This window comes from Kitasatospora sp. SC0581 (genome assembly GCF_048159585.1).
Taxonomy (GTDB): domain Bacteria; phylum Actinomycetota; class Actinomycetes; order Streptomycetales; family Streptomycetaceae; genus Kitasatospora.
On sequence record NZ_JBLRWA010000046.1, the window covers coordinates 1 to 19,692 of the forward strand.

General features: G+C 74.6%; 16 protein-coding genes, 1 tRNA gene and 1 riboswitch. Of the genes, 7 read left to right on the forward strand and 10 right to left on the reverse strand.

Annotation, left to right across the window (positions count from 1 at the left end):
• Nucleotides 1-103: 103 nt before the first annotated feature.
• Both ACLWS4_RS35815 and ACLWS4_RS35820 read right to left on the reverse strand, forming a co-directional pair.
• Nucleotides 104-1,765, reverse strand: coding sequence for a long-chain fatty acid--CoA ligase (locus ACLWS4_RS35815; protein ID WP_074001832.1), 1,662 nt, complete (start codon nt 1,763-1,765; stop codon nt 104-106).
• Between the two features lie 216 nt (nt 1,766-1,981).
• Nucleotides 1,982-2,854 (reverse strand): glycoside hydrolase domain-containing protein, encoded by an 873-nt coding sequence (locus ACLWS4_RS35820; RefSeq protein ID WP_416876323.1) that lies wholly within the window; start codon nt 2,852-2,854, stop codon nt 1,982-1,984.
• Nucleotides 2,855-3,006: 152 nt separating this feature from the next.
• On the opposite strand from ACLWS4_RS35820, the gene ACLWS4_RS35825 reads away from it, so the two are divergent.
• Complete coding sequence (locus tag ACLWS4_RS35825) at nt 3,007-4,074, forward strand: EamA family transporter (protein WP_199823150.1); 1,068 nt, start codon at nt 3,007-3,009, stop codon at nt 4,072-4,074.
• Between the two features lie 50 nt (nt 4,075-4,124).
• On the opposite strand, the gene ACLWS4_RS35830 is transcribed toward ACLWS4_RS35825, so the two are convergent.
• Nucleotides 4,125-4,925 carry a pyridoxine/pyridoxamine 5'-phosphate oxidase gene (locus tag ACLWS4_RS35830; RefSeq protein WP_234348562.1) on the reverse strand — a complete coding sequence of 267 codons (801 nt, stop codon included), beginning with the start codon at nt 4,923-4,925 and terminating at the stop codon, nt 4,125-4,127.
• 539 nt (nt 4,926-5,464) lie between these two features.
• Nucleotides 5,465-5,794, reverse strand: coding sequence for a hypothetical protein (locus ACLWS4_RS35835; RefSeq protein ID WP_049656286.1), 330 nt, complete (start codon nt 5,792-5,794; stop codon nt 5,465-5,467).
• Between ACLWS4_RS35835 and ACLWS4_RS35840 the strand changes: the two genes are divergently transcribed.
• Entirely contained in the window at nt 5,793-5,975 is a 183-nt protein-coding gene (locus ACLWS4_RS35840; protein ID WP_143204509.1) for a hypothetical protein, read from the forward strand. The two genes, ACLWS4_RS35835 and ACLWS4_RS35840, sit on opposite strands and share 2 nt — an antisense overlap.
• Before the next feature lie 276 nt (nt 5,976-6,251).
• Here the strand turns inward: ACLWS4_RS35840 and ACLWS4_RS35845 are convergent, their stop codons facing one another.
• From ACLWS4_RS35845 to ACLWS4_RS35865, 5 genes are all read right to left on the reverse strand, one after another.
• The gene (locus ACLWS4_RS35845; protein ID WP_375875092.1) at nt 6,252-7,616 is read right to left on the reverse strand and encodes an FAD-binding oxidoreductase; all 1,365 of its coding nucleotides are present in this window, start codon (nt 7,614-7,616) and stop codon (nt 6,252-6,254) included.
• 166 nt (nt 7,617-7,782) lie between these two features.
• A complete protein-coding gene (locus tag ACLWS4_RS35850; RefSeq protein ID WP_416876324.1) occupies nt 7,783-9,000 on the reverse strand; it encodes an MFS transporter in 1,218 nt (405 codons plus the stop codon).
• A 45-nt stretch (nt 9,001-9,045) separates the two neighbouring features.
• A complete protein-coding gene (locus ACLWS4_RS35855; protein ID WP_416876325.1) occupies nt 9,046-9,873 on the reverse strand; it encodes a MerR family transcriptional regulator in 828 nt (275 codons plus the stop codon).
• Nucleotides 9,874-10,056: 183 nt separating this feature from the next.
• Nucleotides 10,057-10,144 (reverse strand) — tRNA-Ser (locus ACLWS4_RS35860).
• Between the two features lie 63 nt (nt 10,145-10,207).
• Nucleotides 10,208-12,001 carry a S1C family serine protease gene (locus tag ACLWS4_RS35865; RefSeq protein ID WP_416876326.1) on the reverse strand — a complete coding sequence of 598 codons (1,794 nt, stop codon included), beginning with the start codon at nt 11,999-12,001 and terminating at the stop codon, nt 10,208-10,210.
• A gap of 266 nt (nt 12,002-12,267) precedes the next feature.
• Nucleotides 12,268-12,412: riboswitch (TPP riboswitch) on the forward strand.
• Here ACLWS4_RS35865 and ACLWS4_RS35870 point away from each other — a divergent pair.
• The 4 genes from ACLWS4_RS35870 to ACLWS4_RS35885 all read left to right on the forward strand — a co-directional run bounded on the left by ACLWS4_RS35870 (nt 12,405) and on the right by ACLWS4_RS35885 (nt 16,646).
• Nucleotides 12,405-13,823 (forward strand): purine-cytosine permease family protein, encoded by a 1,419-nt coding sequence (locus ACLWS4_RS35870; RefSeq protein WP_079271981.1) that lies wholly within the window; start codon nt 12,405-12,407, stop codon nt 13,821-13,823. (Overlaps the previous riboswitch by 8 nt.)
• Before the next feature lie 109 nt (nt 13,824-13,932).
• Nucleotides 13,933-14,757 carry a glycerophosphodiester phosphodiesterase gene (locus ACLWS4_RS35875; protein ID WP_380744304.1) on the forward strand — a complete coding sequence of 275 codons (825 nt, stop codon included), beginning with the start codon at nt 13,933-13,935 and terminating at the stop codon, nt 14,755-14,757.
• Nucleotides 14,758-15,173: 416 nt separating this feature from the next.
• Entirely contained in the window at nt 15,174-15,593 is a 420-nt protein-coding gene (locus ACLWS4_RS35880) for an ATP-binding protein (protein ID WP_338016264.1), read from the forward strand.
• Nucleotides 15,594-15,662: 69 nt separating this feature from the next.
• Nucleotides 15,663-16,646, forward strand: coding sequence for a DUF5926 family protein (locus ACLWS4_RS35885; RefSeq protein ID WP_049655150.1), 984 nt, complete (start codon nt 15,663-15,665; stop codon nt 16,644-16,646).
• 275 nt (nt 16,647-16,921) lie between these two features.
• Here the strand turns inward: ACLWS4_RS35885 and ACLWS4_RS35890 are convergent, their stop codons facing one another.
• Nucleotides 16,922-17,584, reverse strand: a complete 663-nt coding sequence (locus ACLWS4_RS35890; protein ID WP_049655147.1) for a bifunctional DNA primase/polymerase — start codon at nt 17,582-17,584, stop codon at nt 16,922-16,924.
• Between the two features lie 614 nt (nt 17,585-18,198).
• On the opposite strand from ACLWS4_RS35890, the gene ACLWS4_RS35895 reads away from it, so the two are divergent.
• Complete coding sequence (locus ACLWS4_RS35895; RefSeq protein ID WP_380744300.1) at nt 18,199-19,647, forward strand: PP2C family protein-serine/threonine phosphatase; 1,449 nt, start codon at nt 18,199-18,201, stop codon at nt 19,645-19,647.
• Nucleotides 19,648-19,692: the final 45 nt, after the last annotated feature.

Genomic DNA, 19,692 nt, shown 5'->3' on the forward strand with positions numbered 1-19,692 from the left:
GCGGGGGGCGTGGGGGCGGCCGCCCCCGCGGGGTTACGCGCCCCGCCCAGGTGGCGGGCGGGGCCGCCCCGTTTGGTCGGGGGGCGCCCGGCCCTTCGCGCGGTCACTCCTTGCCGAGCACCGTGACGTCCAGCTCCTCGGCCGCGTAGCTGGCCCGGATCACCTTCTTGTCGAACTTGCCGACCGAGGTCTTCGGCACCGACTCCACGATCGACCAGCGCTCCGGCAGCTGCCAGGAGGCGATCCGCTCGCCCAGGAAGGCCCGCAGCTCCTTCAGCCCCGCGGTCGCACCCGGGCGCAGCACCACGGTGGCCAGCGGGCGCTCGCCCCACTTCTCGTCCGGGACGGCGACCACGGCGGCCTCGGCCACGTCAGGGTGGGCCATCAGGGCGTTCTCCAGCTCGACCGAGGAGATCCACTCGCCGCCGGACTTGATGACGTCCTTGGCCCGGTCGGTGAGGGTCAGGTAGCCGTCGGCGGTGATGGTGCCGACGTCGCCGGTGCGCAGCCAGCCGTCCTCGGAGAACTTGTCGTCCGGGCGGACCGGGTCCTGGCCGGCGCCGCCGTAGTACGCCCCGGCGATCCACGGGCCGCGCACCTCCAGCTCGCCCGCCGAGACGCCGTCGTGCGGCATCCGCTCGCCGCCCGGGCCGATCAGCCGGGCCTCGACGGAGGCCGGGAAGATGCCCTGGGTGATGCGGTACGGCCACTCCTGCTCGGGGGTGAGGCCGCCCGGCGGCTGGGCGAAGGAGCCGAGCGGGGAGGTCTCGGTCATGCCCCAGGCGTGCAGCACCCGGATGCCGTGGCGCTCCTCGTAGGCCTTCATCAGGGAGGGCGGACAGGCGCTGCCGCCGATGACCACCATGCGCAGGCTGGAGGTGTCGTAGTCGCCGGCGTCGAGCTCGCCCAGCAGGCCGGCCCAGATGGTGGGGACGGCGGCGCTGACGGTCGGGCGGACGGCCGCGATCATCTCGGCCATCGGCTTGGGCTGGAGGAAACGATCCGGCATGAGCAGGTTGGCGCCGGACATGAAGGCCGCATGCGGGATGCCCCAGGCCTGGACGTGGAACATCGGGACCACCGGCAGCGCGGTGTCGCTCGGGGTGAAGGCGAAGTTGTCGCCGGTGTTGACCTGGAGGCAGTGCAGGTAGACCGAGCGGTGGCTGTAGAGCACGCCCTTCGGGTCCCCGGTGGTGCCGGAGGTGTAGCAGAGGACGGCGGCCTGCCGCTCGTCGATGTCGCGCTGCCACGGGTACTCGGTGGGCCGGCCGGCGATCAGCTCCTCGTAGTCGTGCACGCCGCCCGCGAAGCCGGCCAGCACCGAGCGGTCGCCGGGGCCGCTGACCACGATGTGCCTGAGGGTCGGCGCGAGGTCCGGCAGGACGGCGGCGAGCAGCGGCAGGACGCTGCCGTTGACGATGATCACGCGGTCGGCGGCGTGGTTGACGATGAACGACAGCTGCTGGGACGGCAGCCGCAGGTTCAGCGTGTGCAGCACGGAGCCCGCCGAGGGGACGGCGAGGTACGCCTCCAGGTGCTCGGCGTTGTTCCACATCAGCGTCGCTATGACGCTCTCCTCGGTGCACCCGAGCTCGTCGCGCAGGGCCCAGGCGAGCTGGGCGGCGCGGGCGCCGACCTCGGCGTAGGTCCGGACGACCGGGCCGGTGCCGTCCCAGGTGGTCACGGTCGAACGGCCGTGGACCGTGGACCCGTGCTCCAGGATTCGGGCGACGGTGAGCGGAACGTCCTGCATCGTGCTGAACACGGGTCCTCCTTGACCTGGCGGCACTGGGGGCTGCGCTCGCGGCACCTACCGGGCGGTAATGCGCGCGGACGTGCCCGATTGTGCCGCTCCCACCCCCTGCTGTCAGTATCCCGGCCCCGTTGCGCGGATCACGGATTCGTCCCGGTTCCGCCCCCGGCCCGCTCCCCGCCCGGTGAGGGCGACGGGTCGGCGGCGGCGGATCTCAGCGGGCGGGTCTCAGCGGGCGGTCGGGCCGTCCACGTGGTTGCGGTCCACGGTGAGGGTGGCGCCGCCGAACGTCTCCTCGACGTTGCCGTGGTACTGGTGGACGCGCTGGTGGAAGGTCCAGAGGTCGGGGGCCAGGGCGCCGGAGCCGTCGGTGTCGGCCTGGCCGTCCCAGCGGGCGTACCAGAGCGCGTCGGGCATCGGGGAACCGCCGGCCCGGGCGGCGGCGGCGAGGTCCGCGATGCCGGAGTCGAGGCTGGAGTAGAAGCCGGAGCGGTAGCCGGCGGCGTGCAGGCCCGCCGTCCAGCCGAGGGCGAAGTCGACCACGGCCTGGCCGCAGGCCGGGTCGCGCAAGGGATAGGCCTCGATGTCCAGGTAGACCGGGCTGCCCTTGGCGAAGCCGAGCGCGCGCAGGGACCGGGCGGCCTCGTCCGCCTCCTCCCGGCCCTGCTCGACGGCCTTCCCCGGGTCGATCCGCTTGGGCTTGTGGCCCGGATCGGCGCACGGCGCCTGCAGTCCGACGTGCACCGGCAGGAACCGCCAGCCCAGCGCCCGCACCTGGCGCACCCACTCGGCGGTGAGCCGCGGCTGGCCGCAGCCGCGCTGGGAGCCGCTGGTGTAGACGCCGAGCGCCCCGTACGGGGAGGCGTCGCGCCAGGCCTTCAGGGTGTCGAGCGGCGGTGCGGTGCAGGCGTCGAAGGCGGGGCCGCTCCAGGTGTCGCGGGCCCGGGGCGGGCCGGATCGGTCGGGCAGCCTGACGGCCCGGATGCGGGGGGCGGCGCCGGCGGCCGGGGTGACGGCTTCGGCGTTCACGACCGTCCCGTCGGTGGCCAGCAGGAGCACGAGGGCGGCGGCGAGGAGGGCGGCGGAGCGGAGATGGCGCACCCCGCCTTGATACTGACGGTCCGTCGGACGACCGCGGCAGCCACGCCGCGACACCCGCGCGAGTCCACCCTTTCGGACGCACCCGTCCGTATCCGTCCCGATTTTTGTAACGAGCTTGCTGGTTCATCACTCCTTACGGCAAACTCACAAATATGCCCACCTCCCATACCAGCGAAACCCCTGCCGCCTCGTCGTCGGCCGCCGCCGTCGCCGAGGCCCTGGCCATGCCGCCCTCCCCCAAGGGCGAGCCCGCCGGCGAGCGGGGCAGCTGGCGACGAGGTGGGGCGTCCGGCCCCTCGGCGCCACCCGAAGTCCACCCCGGCCGGTCCACCGGCCGGTTCGGCAAGGTCCTGCGGCGCCCGGAGCGGATCCCGGCGCCGCTTCTCTGTCTGACCGCGATGTTCCTGGTGCAGACCGGCATCGCCCTGTCCAAGCCGCTGTTCGGCCCGCTCGGCGTCAGCGGCACGACCTTCCTCCGGCTCGGCTTCGCCGCCGTCATCCTGCTCGCCGTCACCCGGCCGAAGCTGCGCGACAAGCGCCCCCGCGACCTCGCCGCGGCCGCGCTGCTCGGCATGGCCTCGGCCGGGATGACCTTCCTGTTCGCCGGGGCGATCGACCGGCTGCCGATGGGCACCGCCGCGACCATCGAGTTCCTCGGCCCGCTCGCCGTCGCCCTGGTCTTCGCCCGGCGCGCCAGCCACCTGCTCTGGGCGCTGCTCGCGGCCGCGGGCGTGGCGCTGCTGACCCTGCTCGGCGAGGGCGACGGCGGCGGATCGCTCGACCCGGTCGGCCTGCTGTACGCCTTCGGGGCGGCCGCCTGCTACGCCCTGTACATCCTGTTCACCGACAAGGTCGGCGCGGCCTTCCAGGGCTTCCAGGGCCTGGCGGTGTCGATGACGGTCGGCGCGCTGACGCTGGCGCCGTTCGGGCTCGGCCAGGCCTGGCACGGGCTGACCGCGCCCGAGGCCTCGCCGGTGGCGCTGCTCGCCGCGGTGGCCGGGGTGTCGCTGCTGCTGCCGGTGATCCCGTACGCGCTGGAGATGACCGCGCTGCGACGGATGCCGCAGCGGGTGTTCAGCGTGCTGGTCAGCCTGGAGCCGGCGGTCAGCGCGCTGGTCGGGCTGGTGGTGCTGGGCCAGCTGCTGGGCGCGCCGCAGCTGGCCGGGATCGGGTGCGTGGTCGCGGCCAGCGTGGGGGCCACGCTGACCGGGCGACGGTAGCCCTCGCTTCGGTCCCCAGGACGCCCTGGGGACCCGGCGGCCTTACAGCGCTACGGCCAGAGCAGGGTGCGCGACCACTCCGGGGAGCTGACCGGGCCGGTGCGGGTGTAGCGCAGCCGGGTGTGCCGGCGCTGGGCGTCGCCCTGCCAGAACTCCACCTCGTGCGCCCACAGGGTGTAGACCGCGTGCCCGGGCGCGACCGCGTCCGGATGCGCCTCCAGCCGGCGACGGGCAACCGCCTCCGCCTCGTCGTACTCGGCGACCGAACCCAGCGGCTCGCTCTGCCGCCCGACCAGCGCGCCGACCCGGGCGGCGGGCGAGCGGGTGGCGAACTCGGCGGCCGCGACCAGGTCGGCGGCCCGCTCGACGGTGCCGCGCACCCGGACCTGGCGGCCCAGCTGCGGCCAGTAGACGGTCAGCGCGGCGGCCGGGTGCTCGGCGAGCTGGCGGCCCTTGGGGCTGTCGGCGGCCGCCGAGAAGTTCCAGCCGGTGCCGGCCGCGTCGACGTCCCGCAGCACCAGCACCCGGGCGTCCGGCATGCCGTCCGCGTCGACGGTCGAGAGGGTGAAGGCCTGCGGGTCCAGCACACCGGCGTGCAGCGCGGTGGCGAGCCAGTCCACGAACAGCGGGCCGGGCTCGGCGGGGGCGGCCTGGTGGTCGAAGGACGGCAGCGGGCGGGCCATCGGCGGGCGGCCGAGCAGTAGTTCGGGGACGGACCTGGGCCCGGAGCGGTGCTCGTGGAGCGGCTCGGCCGACGGCTCCGGACGCGCGTCCGCCGCCGGCTCCGCCCCGGCCTCCGGTGCGGGCCTGGCCTCGTCCGGGCCGGTCAGGCCCTCCTCCTCCGCCGCCATCGCGCGCCCTTCCTTCCGATTGCCGCGGTCGCCGCCCCGGCCGGGCCGGTCCATCCGGGCCCGGGCACGTGGGTGCGCTGTCGGAGCGCAACCGTACCGCCGTGGGCCGACGGCTCCGGGCGCGGGCCCTCGGTGGACGGATCCGGGCCGGTCGGCGGGGGATTCCGGGGATGCCTGGCGGGGTGCTCCGACGGCGATGCGCGGCAGGGCGATCCGGCGGGGAGGCCCGGCGGGGACGTCCTGCGGGGACGCCCGGGCCGACGGCCGGGGAACCCGGGACCGGCGCCGGACACACTCGTGGGCGGTGCCGATGGCGGCACCGCCCACGAGACCGGTTTCGCGGTGACCCTTTCCGCAGGCCGGTCGTTGCGCTGTTCCCTCTGGTGGTGATGCGTCGGTGGTTCGGTGTCCGTTCCGGCCGTTCCGTTCCGGGCCTGTCGGCGGCTGCTCAGCTCACCCGCGTCCACCCACGTCCGGCGCCCCCGCCTTCCGTGGTGCCCGGTGCCGTCACTCGGCCGTGCGGCCGGTCAGTCGGCCGGTCAGTTGAAGGTCGGGGCGACGACGACGTTGACGTCCTTGTTGCCCTGGCCTCCCTGGACGGTGCCGGTGTTGTCCTTCACCGCGATGGTGTTGTCCTGGTTCGTGGCGCCGGAGCCGGCGGCGGTCTGCTGGGTGGAGACGTAGTTGCCGTCGACCCCGCCGAACACGTTGCCGGTGCCGGTGTCGGAGACCGCCCCGGCGTTGGAGGCGCCCTCGGCGCCCGCGCCGTTGTCGGCGGCGGCAGCCCCGGCACCGGCCAGCAGCAGGCCGGCCGCGAGCGGGCCGGCGAGTAGGAGCCCGGCTGTTCGACGGGGGTGGGTGCGAGCCATGAATGCCTCCGGGAAGCTGCTTGTCGCGCAATGGTCGATCAAGGTGCGCAAGGTTCGTCGACCGGACGAACACCTGCGGGCTGCGACGCCGGAAGACAGACTTCCGCAACAAATCGACAAAGCGCTAGCTCACACGGCGAATTTCGCCCGTTTGCGTGATATCCACCCGGGCCGCGCATGACGGCCGGGAAAACGGAAAACGCGGCGAGATACCCCGTCCGAGCTGGGACTTCACCCGTACGGCCGCTGGTCGATGGTCGGTCCGGGGGACGGCGCGGCACCGTCACACGATCCGCTGGGCGCACCACCCTGGCGCGTGCGAACCGCACGCGCGCCCCTGGAAAAGTTCGGTCACCCTCCCATGTCGACTTTCCCGGTCATGAAAAGGCCGTCGGATGTCACACCACGACGGCAGGGGTTCGGACGTGCGGTCCCCGCCGAAATACTTCAGTGAAAATCAGATCATCTTGCCGGGATTCAGAATTCCCAGCGGATCGAAGACCGCCTTCAGCTGCCGTTGCAGGTCCAACGCCACCGGGCCCAACTCACGGGCCAGCCAGTCCCGCTTCAGCAGCCCCACACCGTGCTCCCCGGTGATCGTGCCGCCCAGCTCCAGCCCGAGCGCCATGATCTCGTCGAAGGAGCGCTGGGCCCGGGCCGTCTCCTCCTCGTCCGAGGCGTCGAAGATGACGATCGGGTGGGTGTTGCCGTCCCCCGCGTGACTGACCACCCCGATGGTCAGCCCGTGCCGCTCGGCGATCACCGCGACACCGTTCAGCATCTCCGCCAGCCGGGAGCGCGGCACCGCCACGTCGTCGATCATCGTGGTGCCCAGCCGGTCCAGCGCGGGCAGCGCCATCCGCCGGGCGGCCAGCAGCAGATCGGACTCCGCCTCGTCCTCGGCCGGCACCACCTCCGTCGCCCCGGCCTCCCGGCACAGCCGCGCGACCCGGGCCAGCTCGGCCACCCGGTCCGGCCCGTCGAAGGCCACCAGCAACAGCGCCTGGGTGGACTCCGGCAGCCCCATCCGCCCCAACTCGTTGACGGCCCGCACCGAGACCGCGTCCATCAGCTCCATCAGCGACGGGGTCAGACCGCGCGCCATCACCTCGCAGACCGCCGCCCCGGCCGTGTCCGCGCTCGGGAACTCCGCCGCCAGCGCCAGCTGCGGGGCGGGCGCCGGCCGCAGCGACAGAACCGCCCGGACCACCACCCCGAGCGTCCCCTCCGAGCCGACGAACAGCCTGGTCAGGTCGTACCCGGCCACGCCCTTCGCCGTCCGACGGCCGGTGGACAGCAGCCGCCCGTCCGCCAGCACCACGTCCAGCCCGAGAACGTACTCGCTGGTGACCCCGTACTTCACGCAGCAGAGCCCACCGGCCCCCGTACCGATGTTGCCGCCGATCGTGCAGGACTCCCAGCTGGACGGATCCGGCGGATACGAGAGGCCCAACTCCTCGACAGCCCTGGACAGTTCGGCGTTCACCACACCGGGCTCGACCACCGCGATCCGGTTCACCGGGTCGATCTCCAGGATCCGGTTCAGCTTCACCAGCGACAGCACGACGCAGCCGTCCACCGCGTTCGCCGCACCCGACAGCCCGGTCCGGGCGCCCTGCGGCACCACCGGGACGCGCAGCTCGGTCGCGGTGCGCAGCACGTGCCGCACCTGCTCGACCGTCTCCGGGAACACCACCGCCGCGGGCTGCCCGGCCGCGCAGAAGCCCGCCATGTCGTGGCGGTACGCGGCGGTCACGTCCGGGTCCACCACGACGGCCCCGTCCGGGAGGCCCTGCACCAGTCGGTCCGTCAGATCACTCATCGCCGCCTCCACTCGCCGCCCGACCGCCTCCACCTCCGCACTCTGCCCGGACGGCAGGGGGCGGGCAAGTGGGCCACGGGAAGGGCGGGGAGCGGGACGGGCGGCAAGGGCCGCCGTACGGGGAGGTGCCGGCCGGATCCCGGGGCCGACGCGGCGACCGGTCGGCTCAGGCCCGGCGGAGGGTCGGGGTGGCCAGGGCGGTGAGGCCGGCGGTGGCGGTGGCGAGGGCGCAGAGGAGGGTGGGCGGGGCGGCGCCCGCCGCGTCCGCGAGCAGGCCCAGCAGGGCGTTCGAGAGCACCAGGGCCAGGCTCTGCACGAGCGTCAGCAGGGCCTGGACCCGCGAGAGATGGGTCGGCGGCGCGCCGGTCAGCACCAGCGGGCCGAGGTGGCAGGCGAAGAGCCCCGAGCCGAGGCCCGCCACCGTACTGCCGGCCACCGCCGCCACCGGCCCCGCGGCCAGGGCCAGCAGCGCGATCCCCGCCGACGCCGTACAGAGCCCGGCGGCCGCCCCCACGCCGGCCCGGGGCAGCGCGCCCCGCCGGGCGACCAGGACGGCCACCGCCAGTACCCCGGCCGCCTGCCCGCCGCTCACCAGTCCCGCCGTCCCGGCCGACCAGCCGTGCGCCCGGGCGAGCAGCGGGCCGAGCAGCGACACCACCGGCAGCAGCGCCCCGGCCGCCGCACCGGTGAGCAGCAGCGCGGCCCGCAGCAACGGGTCGGCCAGGGCGAGCCGGACGCCGGACGCGGCCTCGCTCAGCAGGCCGGCCCGCGGACCGGACGGCCCGTCCGCCCCGGGGCGGACCCGCAGCAGGACCAGCAGCACGACCCCGAAGCTCACCGCGTCCACGAGTGCCGCGCCGGGCAGCCCGCCGGCCGCGACCAGCAGGCCGCCGAGCGGCGCCCCGAGCAGGACGGCGCCCTGCCCGCCGGCCTGCCGCAGGGCGAGCGCCCGGGGCAGCCGGTCGGCGGGCACCAGCCGGCGCGGCATCGAACCGCTCGCCGGGAGGTGGAAGGCGTCGACCGTCCCGATCACGGCCGCCGCCGCGACCAGGAGCCAGAGCGGTGTGCCCCGGTCGGCCGCGACCAGCGCCAGCGCGGCGGTCGCGACCAGCATCACCGTGTCCCCGACGAGCATCACCCGACGGGCGCCGAACCGGTCCGCGACCGCGCCGCCCAGCAGGACCAGCGCGGTGCGCGGCACCGTGACCGCCGTCAGGACCAGCCCGGCCGCGCCGCCGCCGTGCGCGGAGGCGGCCCAGCCGAGGGCGAAGTACAGCGCGGCGTCGCCCAGCAGTCCGGCCTGGACCCCGGCCAGCCAGAGCAGGTACGTCCGGGGCAGCGCGGCCCGCGAACCGACGGCGGCGGTGGCAGCGGCAGTGGTCATGCCCGGTGACGCTAGGACCCTCGACCGGGTCGAGGGCAAGCCCGGCTACCCGCGGACCACCGGCTCCTGGAGCTCGGTGACCCACCCCGCCGGATCCTCCGGGCACTCCAGGTACAGCTCCCGGGCGTAGCCGGCCGAGCGGTAGCCGTTCTCCTCGATGAAGCGGGCCAGCTCCTGGCCCGCGCCCAGGACCTCGTCCATCGGGCCGCGGTGCACGATCGTCGCCGCCTCCCCGATCGGCGGCAGGTCGACCACCTCGAAGTCGTGCGCGCCCGTCCGCACCGACGGGCCGACCGGGACGGCGGCCCCGACCAGCACCGAGCCGTTGCCCTCCAGGGCGTCCTGGTAGTGGGCGACGGACGGGCCGGCCGCCTCGATCCCGGCCCCGGCCAGCCGCCGGCACAGCTCGGCGAACAGCGGCCCGATCACCGGCCCGATGTCCTCCGGCTCGTAACTCGCGGCCACACCGGTCAGTTGGGCCACCCGGACGGACGGCACCGGCTTCACCACGACATCCCGCACGGACATGGTCCCCTCGCTCTCGATCGTCCGGAGCCTCGCTTCCACCCGGGCCAGCCGCAGCTCGTCGGCCGCGATCGCCGCGGCGAGCTGGGCCCGCCGCAACCGCAGCATCCCGCGCAGCTCGGCCGCGTCCACCCGCTCGTCCAGGACGGCCCGCACCTGCTGCAGGGTGAAGCCGAGCTCCTTGAGCGCGATCACCCGGTTGAGCCGGGCCAGTTGGGACGCCTCGTAGAAGCGGTAGCCGCTGACCGGGTCCACCCGGGCGGGCCGCAGCAGCCCGATCGCGTCGTAGTGGCGCAGCATCCGCACCGACACCCGGCCGTGGCTGGCGAAGTCTCCGATGTTCAACATGGTGCGACCACTCCACCCCCTGCCACCGTGTCAGGGTCAACCCCCGCCCCGCCCTCGCCCGTGGCCGTTCCACGGCAGTTCCCCACCTGGCCCACAGCCGGCGCCCGCACCCGCCCGGAAAACACCGAGGGCGGGTGCCGAGTGGTCTCGGCACCCGCCCTGAGCAGGTGGTTCTCCTACCGGCGGAGAGCGTGGGATTCGAACCCACGGTACGGGGTCACCGCACGACAGTTTTCAAGACTGTTCCCTTAGGCCGCTCGGGCAGCTCTCCAGGCGGAGGTCAGCCTAACGGGTCCGGCGGGGTTCGGTGCACACGTTTCGGTGCGGGCGGGGGTTACGGCTGGTCGCCCTCGCGCTGGCCGAGAGTGACCTTGGTGGTGAGGGTCTGGCCGTTGCGGGTGTACTCGACGTCGACGGTCTCGCCGGGCTTGTGCGTCCAGATCCGACTGACCAGGGCGGGGCCGTTGTCGATCGGGACGCCGCCGAGCTTGGTGATGACGTCGCCCGGCTTGAGGCCGGCCTTGTCGGCCGCGCCGCCGGGGGTGACGGCGGGCTGGCCCTGGATGTCCTTGGTCTGGATCTGCGCGCCGTCGCCCTTGTAGTCGTCGTTGCGCAGCACGTCGAGCTTGGCGTAGACCGGCTTGCCGGTCTTGATCAGGGTGTCCGCGACCCACTTGGCCTGGTTGATCGGGATGGCGAAGCCCAGGCCGATGCTGCCGGCCCGGCCGTTGGCGGAGGCGTTGGACTGGATCGCCGAGTTGATGCCGATCACCGCGCCGCCGGAGTCGAGCAGCGGGCCGCCGGAGTTGCCGGGGTTGATGGAGGCGTCGGTCTGCAGGGCGTTCATGTACGAGGCCTGCGAGCCGGTGTCGTCGCCGGAGGCCACCGGGCGGTCCTTGGCGCTGATGATGCCGCTGGTGACGGTGGACTCCAGGCCGTACGGCGCACCGATCGCGACGGTGGCGTCGCCGACGTTGACCTTGTCGGAGTCGGCCAGCGGCAGCGGGGCCAGCTTGCTCTTGGGCGGGTTGTCGATCTTGACCACGGCGACGTCGTAGCCCTCGGCGTGGCCGAGCACCGAGGCGCTGTAGGAGCTGCCGTCGGCGAACTTGACGGTCAGTTTGCCGCCGCTGAGGGTCGGCGCGACGACGTGGTTGTTGGTGAGGATGTGGCCCTCGGTGTCGAAGACGAAGCCGGTGCCGGTGCCCGACTCGCCGTTGCCCTGCGCCTTGATGGTGACGACGCTGGGCAGCGCCTTCTGCGCGATGGCGGCGATCGAGCCGGGGACGGGCTCGTTCTTCTGGGTGTCGCTGGCCTGGACGGTGGTGCTGCGGTGGTCGTTCGCGGAGCTCCTGCGGTCGGAACTGTCGGAGACGGACACGCCGAGCGCGCCGCCGGCCACACCGGCGACCAGCGCGACGGCCGCGATCAGGGCGACCAGGCCGCCGCGCTTCTTGCGCGGGCCGCCGGGGCCGCCGGGGTACTCCGCCGGGTAGCCGAGCGGGCCGGCCGGGCCGCCGGGGTAGCCGGCGCCGCCGGAGGTGGAGTCGTAGGTGGGGCCCCAGCCGCCGAGCGGCTGGCCGGCCCCGAAGGGGTGGTGGCCGTGCGCGGCGGGGGCGGCGGGCGCGGCCGGAGCGGCGCCGTACCCCTCGTGCGCGCCGGCGGCGGGGACGCCGTGGGTCGGGGTGGCGTACGGGTTGCCGGCCGGCGGCAGGGCCGGGGCGGCGGGTGCGGCGGCCACCGGGGCGGGCGGAACGGGCGGCAGGACCGGCGGCGGCGCGTCGATGTAGCCGGTGGCCGGGTCGACGGCCGGCTCCTCGACGGCGAGTACGGCGGGTGCCACGGGCTCGGCGGGTGCCTCCGGTGCGGGCACCTTGGTGAAGGCGACGGTGGGCTTGTGCCCACCCCCGGCCGGGACCTCCTCGGCCGGAACGGCGTCGGCGGACGGCGCCGCCTCGGCGGCGGCGGCCTCGACCGCGCCCACCTCCGGCTCGGGCACCCGCCGGAACGCCATGGTCGGGTTGTGCCCGCCCTGAGCGGGGCCCGCGGCAGCGGACTCGGCCGCCCCCGGCCCGGCGGGCTGCTCCCCCTGCGGCCCGGTGGGCCCAACCTCGCGCTCGGTGCTCACGGACGACCTCCATAGCTGGCAGAACCAAGGACCATAGTTTTTCGCACTGTCGATTCGTTTGCCGTAAGGACCCCTCTGAAGAACTCATAAGAATCCTTAGCCGGCACCGACACCGGCACTGGCGTCAGCACCCGCAGCGGCACCGACACCGGCTCCGGCACCCCTACCGACGGCCGGGGCTCCCCTCCCCGTCGGGCGTCCGCGATGCGGACCGCCCCGCCCTCGGCCTTGGGCGTCGGCACCCGCGCCGGTTAGCCTGGCGCTCCAAACTGACACGCGGGAGCTTGGACCCACCAGGCTGAGAGTGCGCATGTCGACCGTACGCCACACGAGTGACGGACGTTCGAGGGGGCGCTGACCGCCGGAACCTGTCCGGGTAATGCCGGCGTAGGGAGTATCGGCCATGCCGCCTGCTTCGCCATCCTCTTCTTCGGGTACGAACGCCTCCGACTCCGGCGCGAACGCCCCCGCGCCGGGCGCGACCGCCCTCCTGGAACGCGCCGAGCACGTCGAAGCGCCCCTGGTCCTGGACACCGAACCGCCGCGCACGCTGCGCTTCCGGGACCACTTCGCGCTCTGGATGAACCTGGGCGTCAGCCTGATCGGCTTCTCCACCGCCGCCACCGTGCTCGGCGCCCCCGGCAGCGAGCTGTCGCTGGCCGCCGCGGTGACCGCGATCACGATCGGTACGGCGGTCGGCACCGCGATGCTCGCCGTGGCCGCGCTGATCGGCGCCCGCACCGGCGCCCCCGCGATGGCGAACCTGCGCGGGCTGTTCGGCACCCGGCTGTCGTACCTGCCGACGGTGCTGAACATCGTGCAGTGCATCGGCTGGGGCGTCTTCGAGCTGCTGACCATCTCGGCGGGCGCGCAGACCGTCGCGCACACCACCGGCTACCGCTGGCTGTTCGTCCTGCTCGCGGGCGCGCTGACCACCGCGCTGACCATCTGGCCGCTGGGCTCGATCGCGGTGCTGCGCCGCTTCGTGGCCGGGGCGGTCGCGGTGGCGATGGTGTACTTCACCGTCCAGTTGGGCCGCCAGGGCGTGCCGGACCCGGGCGCGGGCAACTGGCACGGCTTCCTCGGCGCCACCGACGCGATGATCGCGGTGTCGGTCTCCTTCGTGCCGCTGGCCGCCGACTACACCCGGCACTCGCGCACCCCGCGCTCGGCGTTCTGGGGCAGCTTCTCCGGCTACACGGTCGCCCAGGTCTGGTGCTACGTGCTCGGCCTGATGGCGCTGCTGCAGTCGGACGGCGACCCGAACCGGATCTTCGACTCCTTCCTCGGGGTCTGGGCCGGCTGGCTGTTCCTGCTGGTGCTGGTGCTGCGCGAGACGGACCAGTCCTTCGCCAACGTGTACTCGACCGCGATGTCGGTGCAGAACCTGCTGCCGAAGGTGGACCGCCGGGTGCTCTCCGGCGCGATCGGCGTGCTGATCACCGTGCTGGCGCTGCAGATCGACGAGTTCACCGACACCTACTACGGCTTCCTCGGCCTGATCGGCTCGGTGTTCGTGCCGCTGCTGGCGGTGCTCGTGGTGGACTACTTCCTCGGCGCCGGCCGGCGCGGCTGGAACCTCTCCGCCGACGCGCCGTCCCGCTGGCTGATGCTGCTGCCGTGGGCCCTGGGCTTCGCGGTCTACCAGTTCATCGCGCCGACCAAGGTCGCGGGCTGGTGGACGGACTTCTGGACCTCCGCCCAGGAGGCGCTGCACTTCACCCCGCAGGAGTGGACCTCGGCCTCGCTGTTCGCCTTCCTGGTACCGGCCCTGGCCACCTGGGCGCTCACCCCGCTCGGCCGCCGCGCCGTCCGGGGCTGACGGAGCGGAGGGAGCGGGGGCCCGAGCGGGCCCCGCAGGTGCGCAGACGGCCCCACAGGTTGGGGCCGTCTTTGTCCGCGCTTCACCTCCGCCGCCTATCGTTGGGCCTGTGACCAGCCCAGACCTGTCCTCGGCGGCGGCGCGCACCGTGCCGCCCGTCCAGGTGATCGCCCACCGCGGTTCCTCCCACGCCCTGCCCGAGCACACCCTCGCGGCCTACCGGCGCGCGCTCGACGAGGGCGCGGACGCGCTGGAGTGCGACGTCCGGGTCACCGCCGACGGCGCGCTGGTCTGCGTGCACGACCGCCGGATCGGCCGGGTCTCCAACGGCCGGGGCACCGTTTCGGCCATGACCCTCGCCGAGCTGGAGGCGTACGACTTCGGCGCCTGGAAGACCGGCCGCCCCAGCACCGACCCGGAGCTGCGCGGCGTGCTGCGGCTGGAGCGGCTGCTGGAGCTGGTGGTGGAGTGCGGCCGCCCGGTGGACCTGGCGATCGAGACCAAGCACCCGGTGCGCTTCCGCGGCCGGGTGGAGGCCGAGCTGCTGCGGACCCTGGAGCGGTTCAAGATCGGCGCCGTCCGGGAGGGCGACCGCCCGTCCGCCCGGATCATGAGCTTCTCCTCGGTCGCGCTGAACCGGGTGGCCGCCGCCGCGCCGCGGTACCGGCGGGTCTTCCTGTTCGAGCGGACCCTGCCGCTGCTCGGCCGGCTGCGCGAGGGCTCGCCGCTGCCGGGCGGGGCGCGGATCGCCGGCCCGGGCATCGAGCTGGTGCGGGCCCGCCCGCAGCTGGTGACCCGGCTGCGCGAGCTCGGCCACGAGGTGCACGTGTGGACGGTGGACGAGCCGGCCGACGTCGAGCTCTGCCTGGAGCTCGGGGTGTCCGCGATCATCACCAACCGGCCCGCGGAGGTACTGGCGCAACTCGGCCGGTGATCCGTCGGCGCACCGAAGGCCGTACTCCTCCGAACCCCTCCGATCCGATCACTCTGGTCGGCAGTCAAACCTTCCTCGCGCGAAATTGCCGGAATTCTTGCATCCGGGCGACGGAGGGTGAGCGCGGAATGACCTGATGTCGACCGTCGGTCGCCGCACTCGAAATGGGCTCGCGGGATCGTCCGGTGCTCGTTTCCGACGCATTACCAAGGGGCATCTCTCCCTCGGCATACGCTGAAGGAGGTCCGGGGGTGGCGTTGATGGTGGCGCGTGAAGTGCCGACTTCATCGACCATGGCAGTGCCGCACGGCCCAGCGAGTGTCGGGGTCGCACGGCGCCGACTGCGTCGAGATCTGGGTGACCGGCAGGTACCCGAACCGGTCATCGATGATGCTGTTCTGATCCTTTCCGAGCTGTTGAGCAACGCCTGTCGGTACGCCCGTCCGCTCGGCCCGCTGCCGGCCCTGGGCCGCAGCGCCCGGGCCGAGGTGCTCGGGCAGGTGCTGGTCGGCGTCCCCTCCGGGGCGAACGCCGCGCAGGGCGCCCGGGAGCCCGCCGAGGGTCCGGCCGAGCCGGCCGGCGGGGTGCTGGTCCGCTGGCAGATGCACGCCGACGGGGTGCTCACCCTGGAGGTCACGGACGGCGGGGCGGCCACCCGGCCGCTGCCCGCGAGTCCCTCGCTGACCTCGCGCGGCGGCCGCGGCCTGAGCATCGTCGACCAGCTGGCCAGCGACTGGGGCGTGCGCGACGCCCCCGGCGAGGTCACGGTCTGGGCGGCGCTGCCCGCCCGGGCCCGGCACGCCCGGCGCACCGGGGGCGATGCCCGTAGCGCGTGAGCCGGGCTCGGGGAATGTGTCGTTAGGCTTCCCGGGACACAGGACCACCGTTCCCGGGAGAGCCGCAGCATGGGCAAGAAGGCCGCCAAGAAGGCGCCGCAGCGCCAGTCCACCACCGCCGTCACGGGCGAGATCCCCGTGGTCGGGGCCCGCGAGGACTGCCCCTGCGGCTCGGGCCGCCGGTACAAGGCGTGTCACGGCCGGGAGGCCTCGCACGCGGTGCAGGAGCTGGTGCACCGCCCGTTCGAGGGCCTGCCGGGCGAGGCCGACTGGGTGGCCCTGCGCGAGCTGGTGCCCGCCGCCACGGTGCCGCTGACGCTGGCCGCCGGCGTGGCCGACGGCGCGACCGGTGACGTCCCGTCGGTGACCCTGGCCACCGTGCTGCCGCTGGCCTGGCCGGCCCTGCGCCGCCAGGACGGCTCGATCCTGCTCGGCCTGCAGACCCAGTCCGCCTCCGGCGACCTCAGCCGCGACCTCGCGGACGCCCTGGAGCTGGCCCTGGCCACCGAGCCGGGCAGCCCGGTGCCGGCCCGCCGGACCGTCCCGGGCGGGCGCCGCCTGCAGGACCTGCTGGACACCACCGCCGCGTTCACGCCCGCCGTGCACACCGGCTTCGAGTTCTGGCTGGAGGACGCCGAGGCCGCCACCGGCGAGGTCGCCGCCTCCCTGGAGCGCGCCAACGCCTCGGCCATCCCGACCGAGAAGCTCGCGAGCGTGGACTCCGCGTACTGGTGCGGCACCCCGGACAAGAACCACCTGCGCTGGGTGATGACCGTGCCCGAGGAGAAGCTGCTGGACGCGCTGGCCCGGCTGAACACGGCCGGCGAGGCCTCGCTCGGCCCGGACACCCGCCTGGTCGGCTCCTTCCGCGCGCACGGCCTGACCGTCCCGGTGTGGGACCTCCCGCTCGCGATGACCGCCGCCGACTGCGAGAAGCCGGCCGCCGAGTTCGCCGAGCGGCTCGCCGCGGTGCTCGCCGACGCGGCCCCGCTGACCGCCGAGGAGCGGCGCACCCGCGCGAACCTGGTGAACCGTCAGGTCACCTTGAACTAAAGGGCGCAGGATCCGCGTGATACGCGTCACATTGTCGCGGTGAACGCGCAATTTCCGGGCGTGGAGGGCGTCTTGGAAATTGGCGCGGGCGCGGATCCTTGTTACTGTCTAAAGAGTCCGGCCGCTGGTGCATCCCCCGTCGCCAGCGGCCGGATCTTTTCTTTTTCCGGAGTGCCCCGCTCGGAGCCCCCGGACGGGCCCGGGCCGAGACCCGGGAGAAGCCCGGATCCGGGCCCGGCGGACGGTGTCGACAGCCCGTCCCGCTCCGGTGGCCCTCAGTAGGCCGAACGCCCGCTGTCCAGCCGGACCGTCGCCTCCACCAACTCCCCCAGCAGCGGCCCGACCTGCGGCAGCCAGACCCCGCCGCCGACGCCCGGTCGCGGCGCGAGCACCCAGCGCACCCTCCCCCAGCCTCCGGCCGAGGGGACCCCGACGGCCGCGCCGCCGGGCGGCAGCGGCAGGAAGCCGCCCGCCCCGTGGTAGCGCAACGAGCCCGGCACCCAAGGGAGTTGGGCGAGCATCTCGCCGAGCACGTCCAGCGAGTACGGGGCCACCAGCAGCGCGTAGCGGCCCGGCATCGCCAGCACCGGGCCGAGCGGCAGCCGCAGCGCGCCCAGGTAGACCAGCGCCCGGGCGCCAGCCGCCGCGGGCAGGCTGACCGCCGAGACCGTGGAGCCGGTGGCGGCCAGCACCGGCGCGTCCGGGCTCTGTCGCTCCCACCACCAGCGCACCATCCGGGCGTCCGTGGTGGCGGCCAGCAGCGAGGGGTCGTGCGGGTGCGCGCCGGGGACGGTGCAGTCCAGGTCGCCGCAGGAGCAGCGGCCGTCGCGCAGCACGGCGCCCGGCACCACGGGCCAACGGTGGTCGACGGCGGCCGTCAGGGCCGCGGCCAGCCGGGCGGAACGATCCTCCGACCGGTCTTTCGGGTTCTCACGCATGGCGCTCGTTCCTTTCCCTGACCGCTCGGTTCGCTCCGCTCCGCCGGCGTCCGTCGGGATCCTCCGCGCGGACCCGCCGCGGCACGGACCCGGGCGGCGCGGCGCGGGGCGGGCGGCAGGGCGGACGGCGCGGCACGACGTGGAGCAGGTGTGGAGTACGACGTGAAAGGGCCGCGCAGGGCACAGCCCTTGGAACGAGAATCCCGTACGCGACCGGATGGACGCCGCCCGGGCGCGCTTGGTTCCACCGTACGAGTGAGAGAGTTCCGGCCAACCCGGCTCACGGGCGGCACGGACATACGATCCGGACGGCCGCCCGGGCCGTCCTCCCCGTTCTGCCCGCTCGCGGCCCGCTCCATGCCTCCGGGCCGAGTGGCGCGCGCACCAACCCCGCGCGCCCCCCGACCGGGTCGCGATCGATGTGGAACGGGCCACCGCGTCGTCCTGGATCTGGACATGCCCCGAATGGCCTGTGTAGAAGTGGTGGCATTGCTGTCGATCAATGACGAGTAGTAGCGAATCGAGGCGAAACACGCCCTTTGGCCGTGCTCGCTCCACATTGGCCGTACCTGGGGGTTTCGCATGGCACGTAGCACCGCGTCAGGAGTGACGGCATGAACGAGTCCCACCCGTCGACGGCCCTCCCGACGACGACCGCCGAGCCTGGCGAACCCGGCTGCGCGGGCGGGCTCACCGTCCTCGACCTGCCGGACCTCCCCGGCCCCGTCAACGCCCCGGACGGCACGGCGGACGGCCGCACGGCGCCCTCCGCCGCGCTGCAGGACCGTTTGGCCGGACGCCTGTCCGATATCACCAGCCTGCACGAGCACACCGAACGGCTCGCCCGCGCCCGCGGCCTGGCCGCCACCCTGGACACCGTCCTCGCCTCCGGCGCCGCCCTGCTCGGCGCCCGGCGCGGCATGCTGGTCACCCGGCGGCCCGGCGGCGGACCCGGACAGCCGGTCGGCCACGGCCTCGACCGCGCCAGCCTCGGCGCCCTGGAGACCGTCCCGACCGAGCAGAGCCTGCTGGCCCGGCTGCTGCGCGAACGGGACCGGCCCGCCCAGCTGCACTCCCACGACCTCGCCGAGGACCCGGCCACCGGCGCCCGGCTGCGCGAACTCGCCGTCCACCTCGGCCTCGGCGGCGCCTACGGCCTGCCGCTCGCCACCGAGGAGGACGGCCCGCTCGCCGCCGCCCTCTGGTTCTACGACGAGCCCGCCGAACCGACCGACTGCCAGCGCGAACTGGCCCGCCACTACTGCGAGATCGCCGCCCCGCTGCTCGCCAAGCAGCTGGAGGCGGACCGGATCTCGCGCACCACCGAGGCGCTGCGCCGCGGCCTGCTGCCGGACCGGCTCCCCCGGGCCGCCGGGCTGCGGCTGGCCGCCCGGCTCGTCCCCGCCGGGCTGGAGCGCTCCACCGGCAGCGACTGGTACGACGCGATCCCGCTGCCCGACGGCACCATCGGCCTCACCGTCGGCTCCGTCTCCGGCGACGGCCCCGGCGCGGGCCCCGGCTCCGCCCCCGGCGCGGCCGCCGCGATGGGCCGGGTCCGGGCCGCGCTGCGGGCGTACGCGGTGCTGGAGGGCGAGGACCCGGTCTCCGTCCTGGGGGACCTGGAGCTGCTGCTCAAGACCACCGAGCCGACCCGCACCGCCACCGCCGTCTACGCCTGGATCGAGCCCGAGGAGCGCCGGATCACCCTGGCCGGCGCCGGGCACTGCCCGCCCGTCCTGGTCGGCCGGCACGGCGCCGAGTTCGTGGAGACCTCGCTCTCCGCCCCGCTCGGCATGCTGGCCTGCTGGGAGGCCCCCGGGGTGGAGTTCGTCGCCGAGCGCGGCGACACCCTGCTGCTCTACACCGAGGGCCTGGCCCGCCGCTGCGGCCCGACCCTGCACGCCGGGCAGGCCAACCTGCGCCGGGCCGCCGCCGACGCCCCGCGCGACGTGCGGATCGACCCGGACCGGCTCTGCGCCCACCTGCTGGCCGTCTGCCCGGACCCGGACGCCGGGGGCACGGCCACCGACGACCTGATGCTGCTGGCGGCCCGCTTCGAGTGACGGTTCGGGCCCGGAACGAACGGGCGGCCGGGCGTCCGTACCATG